This is a genomic window from Pedobacter sp. (assembly GCF_965279535.1).
Lineage (GTDB): Bacteria > Bacteroidota > Bacteroidia > Sphingobacteriales > Sphingobacteriaceae > Pedobacter.
This window is the reverse complement of sequence record NZ_OZ257244.1, coordinates 3,421,822-3,434,519: the sequence shown is the minus strand read 5'-3', so window position 1 is coordinate 3,434,519 and position 12,698 is coordinate 3,421,822. Positions and strand designations below refer to the sequence as shown.

Sequence of the window (12,698 nt, the reverse complement as noted above, 5' to 3'; positions counted from 1 at the left end):
TTACCGTACCGGGCTTAAGTTCAAAAAACAAAAAGAGCACGGTTAATCAAAAGGCCTGCAGAACTGGTTTTACATGGATGCAGTATTTCCTCCAGCCCTTAATTCCCTTTATCAGGGTTGAATACAATTTCAAATCTAAACTGCGAATGATAACTGCACAGCATGCGGCCAGGTCTTACGAGTGCAAAAGACCAGCGGGCATATTTTAAATTGGCGGCACCAGGAGAAGTGATGGTGTAGAGCAGATTGACATCCATGTATGAATAGGGAAGCTATATTCATACCTGGATTTCATTTACCCCAGATGAAAGGCAAAGCACTGCCATGAGCAGCTACACCGGAATATCTGGTTATAAATTTGAGTGGTTAAAACGGAACGAAGGTGGTGTTTATGGTTTTGGATTTCAGCTGCAACATCACAAATGTACCCTGTACTTCTCTTCTACCTTTACACCCTGATCCCTTAACCATTGAAATACTTCATCGGAATGGGCATAATCTTTTTCTGCATAATAGGATTTGGCCAGCCAGTACTGTGCAGAATAAATGGCCTTATTGTTAGTTTTCCTGAATAGTGCTACCGCTTTTTGTCCATTTTCGATGGCTGCGCCGTAGCGATCATGGCTGAACTGCGCAAGCATAAAAGTATAGTAACCACCCGGATCATCGGGATAGCTCCTGATGTATTCACGCGCCTTTGCACAAGCACCTTTATAGTCGCGCTTTTGTGCATAGCATAAAATTAAGTTCCGCCGGGCACAACTGTCATTAGGCTGGAGCTTAAGCGCCGTATTAAAACCCATTATGGCAGAATCATAATCGCCTATTTGAAGATAGGCCCATGCCATGGCTGTTTTGATCCGGTAATTACCTTCTTCTTTTGCATTCGCCTTTTTTAAAAGTAAAATACCATCATTGTATTGTGCTTTAATATAATGCATTTTAGCCTTATCACATAAGCTATCTACCTCAGATGATTCAGAAAATTTAACCCCTTTCGTTTTGATCCAGCTGCTATTGGGGTTAAAATCTTCATGATTTAATTGCTGGGCAAATGCACCAGGAATAAGCAGAAGAATAAACAATTGGGTAATTAATGTCTTCATAGGTTTAGTGTTAGGGCACCAGAAAAATCCAGGAATAAAGGGCAATAATGAGTAAACAATATTTCGAACAAGTATGGGCAGCTTGCTGCAATTGGCGATTATTGCTAATAAGCGAGTGTATGTAGGCTACACCAATCACAACCACCATCAAGGTAATCGTTAAGCCTAAGTACTTTGAAGTATTAAGTAAAGATTGCGAGGTATCAGCACCGATAAACAGGTATACTTCGATTATAAATGATAACAGACTTATCAAAATAAAGCCGATAACATAACGGTTACTATAAGTTATATTTCTCATGTCGATGGCACTTTTCCTCTGGGGAAGAGTCAAATAAATGTGCCAATCTTTCTACAATGGTATTTTCAGCAAAGAAATCGTTTGCTGATAGCAGAGAAAACACTTAGCCGTTTCTCGCACTTTATTGCCGCCTAAATAAACATTACATTTTTTCCCCGATTTGGGTACAATTTTCCCCGAAGAGGATTGTTTTTAATAGAAGAATTATTACGCCTATGTTGGTTCCGTTTGACGTATTAGTCTTTGGCAAGCAAATTTATTCAATAGCGTTGTACTGCCAATTAAGAGAGAAAACCCAGATGTCTTTACCGCATTTTGGAGTTTCTTTTAAAACAGTAAGGCTGGCTAAACGAGTTTAAATGAAAATCAGCTTTGATGTATTTAGGAATTTTACCTGATTAGCTATAGAAAACTAGCCCTTACTAATTTTTAATATCATACCCGGCTGCAAAGATGCTTTGCTTAGGCCATTGTCTTTTCTGATACTCTGAACTGTTGCGCCGTTAAATTTCTCGGCAATACCCGAAAGTGTATCACCTGCCTGTACCTTATAACTTAAGAAAGAGGCGGGTGCTTTTAATGTATTACGGTTTTTTGTATAAACTTTGAGCTTCTGTCCGGGTACAATGGTTTTACTTTTTAAGCCGTTCCAAACTTTTAAATCCTGTACTTCAACGCCATATTTGAGTGCTACTGCAGTAAGATTTTGCCCCGGTGTAACCTTATGGTAAACCATATTCTTACCGGCGGTTACTACGCGTTTTTTTCTCAGTTCCCGCACATCATCTGTACTGGCCTGGATAATTCTCATATCAACTTCAGCATCATTATTGAGTACCTCATAAACGCTGGCGAAATCGATGCCTTTAAGTTTAGGCATTACAATACGCTTAGGTTCATCTTCCGTTCCGTTTACAATCTTCTTTTTGTATGATGGGTTTAATGCGAAAAGTGCGGTTTCGTCTACATTCAAGGCTTTTGCCAACATTTCCAATGAAACAAAACGGTTGGTTTGTACCGTATCTGTTTTTAAGAACATGTTGCAGGCTTGTGCGTTTATTTGGTGCTTGCCGGGGTAATTCATTACATACATTGCAGCAATAAAGGCAGGAACATAGTTTCTGGTTTCTTTAGGGAGAAACTGCCTGATCTCCCAGAAGTCTCTTGAACCGGCTTTATCAATGGCCCGGGTTACATTACCCTTGCCACAATTATAGGCAGCAATGGCTAACAGCCAATCGCCCAATTCTTCAAAGGCATCTCTAAAATAAGCCGCGGCAGCATAGCTGGCCTGGATCGGATCTTTACGTTCATCAACAAAATTATCCATTTTTAAGCCATAAGCTTTCCCTGTTCCAAACATAAACTGCCAGATTCCTGTGGCGCCTACCCTTGAAATGGCATGCGGATTCATTTGCGATTCTACTATGGTTAAGTATTTTATCTCTGTTGGAATATTATATTCTTTTAAAGCCTTTTCGAAGATGGGAAAATAGTAGTTGGAAAGGCCCAGCATTTTGCCAAACATATCTTTTCGCTTGGCGTATATATCTATATATTGCTGAACGTATTCGTTATAAGGAAGCGGAACTGATTTAGAAATTGAATCGAGCCTGAGCTTATAGATATAATTCTGGCTCATCATCAACGGATTTTCGATAACCTGCGGCATGGCAATGGTATCGGTATTGATGAAGATGTTGTTCTGCCCTTTTGGGAGGCTATCTAATTTAAGTGTTTGTTGCGCTGAAGTGTAAGTTACAAGTCCTAATAATGCACAGATAGAGGTAAAAAGTAATTTTTTAATCATGGGCTATTTGTTTAATTCAGCATTGAATTAATGTGATCTGGCTTAACCTTTTAAGCTATAGAGCCATTCAACCTAATACAATGCCGGGCGTAACTGGATAAAAATTACGCTTATTTTAAAAAAGCCTGAGAAAAAGCCAGGAGCTTATCTTCCTCAAAATGTTTGGCTATAAACTGCATACTTAACGGTAAACCTTCCGAATTATTGCCCAAAGGCAAAGCTATGGCTGGATTTCCGCTCAGCGATGGCAATACGGTAAATATATCGGCCATATACATTACCAAAGGATCCTGCATATTATCGCCGATTTTAAATGGTGTTGTTGGTGCTACCGGAGATAAGATCAAATCATAACTGGCCAGAAGTTCATCTAATTTTTCTCTGATCAATCTTCGCACTTTTTGAGCCTTTTGATAATAGGCATCGTAATAACCGGCACTTAACACGAAAGTTCCCAATAAAATCCTGCGTTTAACTTCTTCTCCAAAACCTTCTGCACGCGATTTTTTATAAAGCTCATTCAGAGATTTAGCTTCCATATTGCGGTGGCCATAATGAACGCCATCGTAACGGGAAAGGTTAGAAGAGGCTTCTGCCGCTGTTAAAATATAATAAGCCGGAACCAGGTAATCTAACAAGTCAAAAGAGACATATTCAACGGTATGTCCGTTGGCCTTCAAATCTTCTATTGCGTTTAAAATAGCGGTTTTAATTTCCGGGTCTAGGGCGTCACTTTCAATGGTTTCTTTTAGTACGGCAATTTTCTTCTTGCCATCCTGCTGAAGTAATGCCGGGTAATCAGGCACTTCTATAGGAGATACAGTAGAATCATTGTCATCCGCACCTGCCAGAACCTGCAAAAGTACGGCAGCGTCATCTACCGAAGAAGTAATTGGCCCTACCTGGTCAAATGATGATGCATAGGCAATAACACCATAACGGGAAATACGGCCATAAGTAGGTTTTAAACCTACCTGACCACAGAAAGCTGCCGGCTGCCTAACCGAACCACCAGTATCTGTTCCCAATGCTGCCAAACACATATCTGCCTGCACAGCAACAGCAGAACCTCCTGATGATCCGCCAGGAACAAGTTCATGATCTACCGCATTTTTAACGGCACCATAATAAGAAGTTTCATTTGAACCACCCATTGCAAATTCATCGCAATTTAAGCGGCCAATAATTACAGCATCTTCTTTAAGCAATCGCTCCACCACGGTGGCAGAATACGGCGAAACAAAGCCCTCCAACATTTTGGAGGAGGCAGTTACTACGTGATCTTTGTAGCAGATATTATCTTTAATACCGATAACCATACCTGCCAGCTTACCTGCGGTACCTGCTTCTATCTTGCTCTGCACTGCTTTGGCTTGAACTTCGGCCGAATAAAAAAACACCTCATTGAATGCATTGAGGTGTTGGTGTTCTTCAATTTGCTTAAAATAATAAGCCAATAATTCCGGTAAAGTTAAAGCTCCTTCTGAAATGAGCGCTTGAATCTCCTTAAGAGAGCTGTATTTTTTCAAAACTAAAAATGATTGAAATTAAACGGTTTTATCGCGGTTTGATGGATCAACCTGATCGCCATCTACACCATCTTTACCTTCTTTAAATTCTTTAACACCTTTACCTAAACCTCTCATCAATTCAGGAATTTTTTTACCACCGAACAATAAAAGAACCACTACTCCGATAATGATTAGTTCTGGTGTGCCAAGCATTGCTGCTATTGTTGTATTTAACATAACTTTTTTGTTTAAACTTTTTGGTTGTCAGTTTCAATTTTTTCGTCAACTGGAGTACTTGAAGGGGATGGTACATCTGAACCGACTTTATCATCAGCAGCAGGTTCTTCTGTTGGATGATGACGCTGATTATTTCTCGCTACTGCTTCGTCTTCCTCTTTATCTAAATCCATTGCATTGATGTTTCTGTGAATTTCACGTTTAACACCGTCTGAGGCATCTTTAAACTCTCTGATTCCTTTCCCTAGCCCTCTTGCTAATTCGGGTAATTTTTTACCTCCAAATAACAAAAGTACTACCACTAATATGAGCACAATCTCTGATCCGCCCATGTTTAAAAACTCTAATAACGTGCCTTGATACATCACTAATATAATTTATACAAATATAGACAATTAATATGTCTAATGTTTACTTACTAATCCAAGCTTCCGGGTTTAACTTCGTTTGCCCCCTCATAATTTCGAAGTGAAGTTCGGCTACATCTCCGGTGTTGGCCAACACGCCAATCGTCTGTCTTGTAGATACTTTATCTCCCTTACTCACACTTGCAGACCTTAAATTCTGATAGATGGTAAAGTAATTTCCGTGCATAATGATCACAACATATTTACCATAAATTGAACTTACAGCCAACACTTCTCCATCAAATACCGCCCTTACCGCTGCGCCTTCTGAAGCCGTAATGTTTACCCCTTCATTATTCATCGAAGCCTGGTCTACCTTGTGCACACCAAAATGCTCTGTAATGGTACCTGCAACCGGGTAAGGCAAACGTCCCCTGTTATTTTCAAATCCTGCTGCCAGTTTTGCCGAACCGGCATCATTGGTTAACAATTCGTTAGTTGTTTTCTCTCTTACCGGTGTTGCGGTAGGCGCTGGTTTATTTTCTGCCTTGGCTTTCGCTGCTGCAATACGGGCTTCTTCTGCGGCTTTTCTTCTCGCTTCTTCTGCCGCTTTTCTTCTGGCTTCTTCAATAGCACGCTGAATGGCTGCACGGATAGCTTTATCTATCTGAACCTGCTGCTTTTTACGTGTGGCAATATCCTGTTTAAATTGTCTTTCCTGTTTACTCAGTTTATTCAAGGTAACCGCCTGCTCACTCTTGTCCTTGCCTAATCTTTCTTTCTCCCGCTCTTGTTCTCTTAAAAGATTGCTCTTCTCTTTTAGTGTTCTGTCTAAGATCTTTATCTTACCGTTTAGCTCTTGCTGTGTATTCTCAATGTAGCCTGCCTGCTTTTTGCGGTATTGGCTAAACTGTTGCAAATATTTAATTCTTTTATACGCCTGGTTAAAATCTCTTGCTGCAAAAATAAACATCATTTTATCGTATGAGTTTCTGTTGCGTTGTGCAAAGCGAATCATAGCCGCATACTCCTTTTTAAGATCACCAAGCTGACCTTGTAAAGTATGTACGGTATTGGTGTTCTGGGAGATTTGTCCGTCGAGATTTTTTATTTCAGAATTGATGGTTCCTATTTTATCCTGGCGCAGACGAATTTGCGCGTTAATGGCATTGATTTGCTGCAAAGTAAGTTTTTTACCACTTGCAGCTTTATTTAAGTTCTTTTGAAGTTGCTCAATTTCACGTTGGATTGCTTCTTTTTTTCGCCTAAGCTGACTCTCGGTCTGTGCAGTAGCCGAAAAGGCACATACGCTTAAAAACAGGATAAATACAAGTTTGTGTAGCTTCATTAAGCCAAAAGTATAAAAATTTTACAGTAAAAAGTATTAAAATTGAGATACTAAAGCCATAATCTTCAAGATAGAAACCCGCTTCATCCAATCTTCATTCTGCTGCAGCAAAGTAAAACAAGTGACTAATTTGCTAAAGTAAATCGCTTTGGTACTGTAAACGGAAATTCAACCGGAACATTGCCATCTATTTTGGTAAACTGCATGCTGATATTGATTTTCTTAGCCTTTGAAAGGGTATTGATTTCCAGGGTACTTGGAAATAAATAGTCATTTAATTTCTGGTACTCGCCATACGTTACCTTAAGTGCCTGACCGTTTTTGGCATCGTTGAGGTTGGTTTCTGTCACCTTAAACAAGGTATTAAAAAGCAAGCGATAATCCAGATCTTCCTTGCTACCCGATAAGGCCCACACTCCGGCTGCTTGCTTCAGGTCAGACTTTTCTGTCATGAAGTCATCAATTGCATTTCCGGTTAGGATGCTTTGCAGCGTATTGAAATTAACCTGCTTGTTAGTGAACTTATAGATATAGCTAAATGGTTTATTGAGGTAAGTACTTGATAATCTATTGATAATTTTAATACTGTCTGGCGTAATTAAAGCCCTGGCAACTTCGGCCATACCTCCTAATGCAGTGATGCTTACCCAAATGGTTTCTTTATCTTTAATGCGCAGATTCATGGTCACGTCATTAGATTTACCATCTAAATCCAATGTGGCTTTGGCTTTTGCTGAGAGCGTAGTGAATTTAAGTTGTTTGCTCGTTAATAGTGCTAATGCTTCTGCTTTAGTATTATCAACTTTAGTTTCTGTTGGTTTAGGTGGTGCTACTACGATTTCTTTTTTGGGTTTGCAGGCCGAGAAAAAGCTGGCTGCAGCTAATATCAAAACGCTATTTAAAATACTTCTTTTCATTTATTTTCTTAATTAATAACTCAGAGTCATTTCCTGCTTCCTTTGCTTTATTCCATTGAATGATTGCCGCTTCTTTTTCACCTTTCATAAAAAGAATATCTCCGTATCGCTCCAAATAAACACCGTTCTTATCGCTATTGTTTTGCAAGGCCTTTTCTATCCAACCTTTTGCGAGGTCGTACTTCTGTTGTTTAAAGAGTATATACGCATAGGTATCCATTACAGAGGGATTATTCGGCATAGCATTGGCAGCTGTTTCTGCATATTTTGCAGCCTTGGCTAAATCATCATTCCTTAACGCCAAATAATAAGCATAATTATTCATGATGAGATAATTATCTGGCTCTACAGTTATGGCTTTTTCAAAAGCAGTTTTAGCCGCGGCAAAGTTATTTTGATTGATATAGATATCGCCTTGCAAAGCATAAACCTGCGCCTGCAGGCTCTTATTGTCTACATCCAACTGAAGTGCGGTTTTTAGATTACTCTGGGCAGTTTCCAGCTTACCTGTTTTAAATAAAGCATAAGCCATGTAATAGTATAAGCCTGCCTGGTTAGGGTAAATAGTTAAGGCTTCATCGCCCACCTTCACGGCCTCGCCATAATGCCCCAATAAGGTTTGAATATTAATAATCTGTTCCCAAACGGCATAAATTTGTTCATTTAATTTTAACGCTGCCTGATATTGAGGTAAGGCTTCTTTAAGCTTATTCTGCTGGTAAAGTACATCACCATAAAGCGCTAAGGCTTTGGCGTCATTTGGATTTTTTTCTGCCAGCAACCTACTTAGTTCAAGCGCATATTTAGCAACAGCTGCCTGGTTCATTTTAGGGAAAAGCCCTGCAATGATCTTGAACTTCTCTGTTAATGGCATCTGACTGCTTTGAAAGGCTTTATTTAAAGCGGAAAAGGCAGCTTCATCGTTACCCTGCTTGCGATAGATGTCTGCCAGCGCAAGGTTTACTTCAAAATTCTCCGGTTCAAGCTCATGGGCTTTAACCAGCACCTTTAAAGCTTCAGGATGATTACCTTTTTGCAGTAAAAGACCTGCTGCGTAAAGGTAGTTCTTTACATCCGCCTGGTTACCTTCTAACAGCTTAACAATATCACTTTCGGTAGATGTTCCCGCCTGAAGAAAGCGTTTGCGGGCGTTAGCTAAATCCCTGCTATCTCCAAATTTAGCTTCAATTTCATTATAGGTTTTTTTGGCTTCTTCGGGTTGATTGGCCAAAAATTGTGCATTGGCTTTATCGAAATAATAAGTATCATTCTGAGGTTCTAAACGAATCAATTGGTTAAATACCGTTATAAGGTCGGTCATCTTATTGGTTCGTTTATCCAATTCGCCTAAAAACCGCCAGTACCATTTATTATCCGGACTGAGCTTAATTGCTTTTTGGATATTGAATTCAGCTTCTGTTAACTTATCCAGTTTAAGATTAGCGTTGGCCAGTTCAAAATATGCTGCATGGTTATTGGGATCCAGGCCGATAATTTTATTGAAACTGGTTGATGCAGAAAGGTAATTATCAGACATTTTTTCGCGTAAGCCAGCAAAAAAGAGTTGCTTTACCATATTGCTGTCCCGATTGGTAGCAGGCAAAGGAAGCCCTTGCCCATACAACTGAGCACTCAGGCAAGTTATTGCAATAAATAAATATCCTTTTAACATGGCAACATTCTAAAATTCAATCATCCACTCACTCATTCAATCATCCACTCATTCACTCCTTCAATCCCTCACTCATTCAAAACTATTTACCCGTATGTCCGTATCCACCTTCACCCCTGGCTGTTTCCCCGAGTTCTTCTACCGCTTGCCAGGTAACCGTTTCATGTTTGGCAATCACCATTTGTGCAATCCGGTCACCATCATTAACGGTAAAATCCGTATCAGATAAATTTACGAGTAAAACTTTTAATTCTCCACGATAATCTGCATCAATGGTTCCGGGTGCATTTACAATACTGATTCCATGTTTGTAAGCCAAACCACTCCTGGGCCTGATCTGTGCTTCATAACCAACAGGTAACTCTATAAAAAGACCGGTTGGAACCAGGGCCCGCTGTAAAGGTTTAAGTATAATTTGTTCGGAAACTGCAGCCCTTAAATCCATACCAGCAGCATGAGCAGTTTCATATTGAGGTAAGGCATGTGCCGATTTATTGATGATTTTGATTTGCATAAATTATTTTTTTATCCCTTTCTCAGGATCTTCATTAAATCTTTTTTCTCCAGGTAAAATATGCCGGCAACAAAAGCGAGCAGCATGGCATTTCCAATATAGATATTCCGATTAAAGACAAAGAATGATGTAAATACGATAATCGTAGATATAATTAAATACAGAAGTATTTTTTTAAGGTTGTAAGGTATGGGATAATATTTTTGACCAAGTACATAGGAGATTATCATCATGGTACCATAAGTAGCCATTGATACCCAGGCCGACCCCATGTAACTATAGCGGGGAATAAGCACCATATTGAAAACGATCGTAATTGTTGCACCAACCAGGGAAATATATAGGCCAAACCTCGTTTGATCTGACAGCCTGTACCAGATGGATAGGTTCATATAAACACCTAAACATACATAACCTAAAAGCAAATAAGGAACTGCCGGCAGCCCTACCCAGTACTCGGCAAGGTGTTTTTCATCTCTGCTGATAAAATACTTGAGTATTTCTATGTTGGCCGTTAAGGCTACAAAAATGATGGATAATGCGATAACAAAGTACTGAAGAATTTTAGCGTAGGTATCCTTAGCATTGGCATTTTTCGCATAACTGAAGAAAAAGGGCTCTGCACCTAATCTGAAAGCCATATTAAAAATACTGATAAAAATGGCCAGCTTACAAACTGCGCCGTAAATACCTACCTGTGCTTCAGTAGTATATTTATCCAATAAAATTTTATCTAAATTCTCATTAATGATAAAGGAAAGGTTTGCAACCAAAACCGGCCAGCTGTAGGAAAGCATGGTTTTAAACATTGCTTTATTAAACCTGAACTGAACCATTAAAAATTCGGGTACGAGTAAAATAAAAGTAATTACACTGGCAATTAAATTGGCTATAAATACATATCCTACCCATTTATCTCTGAACCAGCTCTCAAAAAATTCAGCAAATGGCCAGTTGTTTTTAATAATTAGCGGAATACCATATATAAAAAACAAGCTGATACTTACATAGCTGAATATATTGATGAACTTGATAATGCTATAGCGAAAAGGTTTTCCATCGGCCCTGATTTTAGCAAATGGAATTACACAAATGGCATCCGAAAACAGTAACCATAAAAAGTACTGCACGTATCGCCGTTGGTCCTGATAATGAGACATATCATTATTCAATAACCATTTTGTTATGGGATCAATAAATACCAGGCCAGTGATTAAAAATAAGGTGGAGATGAATGCAACGATAATAAAGGAGTTATTGTATACCTGTTGCTTCTGGTTTTCGTGCTTGTTAAGATACCGGAAAAAGGTAGTTTCCATCCCAAAGGCAAGCACAGCATTTATTAAGGAGGCATAGGCATACATTTTGGTGAAAATCCCTAATGATGCTGCGCCATAACTTCTTGTAAAAATGGGTGTAAGAATAAAGTTCAGCAACCTTGATACGATGGTACTGATCCCATAAACCATGGTTTGACCCAAAAACTTCTTATATACAGACAATGGATTTAATTTTATGCTTACCTATCAGAACGTTCCAATAGGATAAATCTGTTCACACTATTTATTTAATACAATCAGGTTACCAAAGGAGATTTTTTTTCACAACATCGAAGTTCTGATGTGGTTTTAACTCACCCTCGGTTACAGTAACATCCTCTACCACTGCTTTTTCCGGCCCTTCCTTACACCAATCAACAAACGCATCTAGCAGGAAAGGCTTTCCTTCTGCTTCGATGTAAACAGTACCATCTTTTTGATTTTTCACCAAACCTTTAATCCCCATTTGATCGGCCACAGCCTTGGTACTGGCCCTGAAAAATACACCCTGCACTTTCCCCGTAACCACTATATTAAGGTGTTTAAGTCCTGATGAAGCGTTATGTTCTCCTTGTTTACTCATAGATTTTAAGCCTGATTGCTGCGTTCAAAAGTAAAACTAATTTCTGATTTTATCTTTTTAAGTAGAGAGATTTGCCTTTCGCATTAAAATCCGAGTTTCGTAATCCGATCTTTTTCAGCCAGGAATTCTTCCCAGATATTTTGTAAGATTTCTGCCGCGGGTTTAATTTCATTTAACATCGCCGATACTTGTCCGATTTCCAATTCGCCATTTTCCATATCGCCCTCAAACATTCCGAGTTTTGCCCTGGCTCTACCCAACAGCTCTATTAGTGCTTCTCTGTTTGCGCCATTAGCCTCTGCAGTTGCAACAGCTTCCGCAAACTCATTTTTTAACAGCCTTACCGGAACCAGTTGCTTCATGGCCAGTTTGGTATCACCTTCTGCTGCTGCAATGATTTTATTTTTGAATGCAGGGTGCGCAGACGATTCTTCTGCAATAGCGAATGCCGAGCCCACCTGGACACCATCAGCACCTAATGCAAAAGCTGCCAGCATAGCCTTGCCACTACCAATGCCACCAGCTGAAATTACAGGAATTTTTACCGCGGCTTTAATCATCGGTATAAGGCAAAGTGTTGTGGTTTCTTCTCTACCATTATGCCCACCTGCCTCAAAGCCTTCTGCAACAATTGCATCTGCGCCGGCTTCCTGTGCTTTTAAGGCAAACCGGGTATTGGCCACAACATGCACCACTGTAATTCCTTTTTCTTTTAAAAAACCTGTCCAGGTAGCTGGATTACCGGCAGAAGAAAAAACTATTTTTACCTCTTCCTCAATCACAATATCAATGATTGCCTGTATATTCGGATACAGCAATGGAATATTAACCGCAAAGGGTTTAGCTGTTGCATCCTTACATTTCCGGATATGTGTTCTGAGTACTTCAGGATACATGGAACCTGCACCGATGATCCCTAAACCGCCCGCATTGGAAACCGCTGAAGCTAAGCGCCAGCCGCTGCACCATACCATTCCGGCCTGTATAATGGGATACTTTATATTGAAGAGTTTACAGATGAGATTCATAAACC

At 39.6% G+C, this 12,698-nt stretch carries 14 protein-coding genes; all 14 read right to left on the bottom strand.

What is annotated here, in order from left to right; translation table 11 throughout:
• Window positions 1-98: 98 nt before the first annotated feature.
• Complete coding sequence (locus ACQY77_RS13955) at window positions 99-257, bottom strand: hypothetical protein (RefSeq protein WP_428429946.1); 159 nt, start codon at window positions 255-257, stop codon at window positions 99-101.
• A gap of 159 nt (window positions 258-416) precedes the next feature.
• Entirely contained in the window at window positions 417-1,106 is a 690-nt protein-coding gene (locus ACQY77_RS13950; RefSeq protein WP_421941544.1) for a tetratricopeptide repeat protein, read from the bottom strand.
• A gap of 10 nt (window positions 1,107-1,116) precedes the next feature.
• On the bottom strand, window positions 1,117-1,407 hold the full coding sequence (locus ACQY77_RS13945; RefSeq protein ID WP_421941545.1) for a hypothetical protein: 291 nt from the start codon (window positions 1,405-1,407) through the stop codon (window positions 1,117-1,119).
• Between the two features lie 412 nt (window positions 1,408-1,819).
• Entirely contained in the window at window positions 1,820-3,217 is a 1,398-nt protein-coding gene (locus tag ACQY77_RS13940; protein WP_421941546.1) for a transglycosylase SLT domain-containing protein, read from the bottom strand.
• Window positions 3,218-3,327: 110 nt separating this feature from the next.
• Entirely contained in the window at window positions 3,328-4,746 is a 1,419-nt protein-coding gene (gene gatA, locus ACQY77_RS13935) for an Asp-tRNA(Asn)/Glu-tRNA(Gln) amidotransferase subunit GatA (protein ID WP_421941547.1), read from the bottom strand.
• An 18-nt stretch (window positions 4,747-4,764) separates the two neighbouring features.
• The gene (locus ACQY77_RS13930) at window positions 4,765-4,965 is read right to left on the bottom strand and encodes a Sec-independent protein translocase subunit TatA/TatB (protein WP_217643887.1); all 201 of its coding nucleotides are present in this window, start codon (window positions 4,963-4,965) and stop codon (window positions 4,765-4,767) included.
• 11 nt (window positions 4,966-4,976) lie between these two features.
• Entirely contained in the window at window positions 4,977-5,330 is a 354-nt protein-coding gene (locus ACQY77_RS13925; RefSeq protein ID WP_421941548.1) for a Sec-independent protein translocase subunit TatA/TatB, read from the bottom strand.
• 46 nt (window positions 5,331-5,376) lie between these two features.
• A complete protein-coding gene (locus ACQY77_RS13920; RefSeq protein WP_421941549.1) occupies window positions 5,377-6,660 on the bottom strand; it encodes a murein hydrolase activator EnvC family protein in 1,284 nt (427 codons plus the stop codon).
• A gap of 125 nt (window positions 6,661-6,785) precedes the next feature.
• Complete coding sequence (locus ACQY77_RS13915; RefSeq protein ID WP_421941550.1) at window positions 6,786-7,577, bottom strand: DUF4292 domain-containing protein; 792 nt, start codon at window positions 7,575-7,577, stop codon at window positions 6,786-6,788.
• Window positions 7,555-9,249, bottom strand: a complete 1,695-nt coding sequence (locus tag ACQY77_RS13910) for a tetratricopeptide repeat protein (protein WP_421941551.1) — start codon at window positions 9,247-9,249, stop codon at window positions 7,555-7,557. The genes ACQY77_RS13915 and ACQY77_RS13910 overlap by 23 nt, the downstream gene beginning before the upstream one ends.
• Window positions 9,250-9,331: 82 nt before the next feature.
• Window positions 9,332-9,763, bottom strand: a complete 432-nt coding sequence (gene dut / locus ACQY77_RS13905; protein ID WP_421941552.1) for a dUTP diphosphatase — start codon at window positions 9,761-9,763, stop codon at window positions 9,332-9,334.
• Window positions 9,764-9,774: 11 nt separating this feature from the next.
• Window positions 9,775-11,265 (bottom strand): oligosaccharide flippase family protein, encoded by a 1,491-nt coding sequence (locus ACQY77_RS13900; protein ID WP_421941553.1) that lies wholly within the window; start codon window positions 11,263-11,265, stop codon window positions 9,775-9,777.
• A 79-nt stretch (window positions 11,266-11,344) separates the two neighbouring features.
• Window positions 11,345-11,665 carry an acylphosphatase gene (locus tag ACQY77_RS13895; RefSeq protein WP_421941554.1) on the bottom strand — a complete coding sequence of 107 codons (321 nt, stop codon included), beginning with the start codon at window positions 11,663-11,665 and terminating at the stop codon, window positions 11,345-11,347.
• An 83-nt stretch (window positions 11,666-11,748) separates the two neighbouring features.
• Window positions 11,749-12,693 (bottom strand): NAD(P)H-dependent flavin oxidoreductase, encoded by a 945-nt coding sequence (locus ACQY77_RS13890; RefSeq protein WP_421941555.1) that lies wholly within the window; start codon window positions 12,691-12,693, stop codon window positions 11,749-11,751.
• Window positions 12,694-12,698 lie beyond the last annotated feature (5 nt).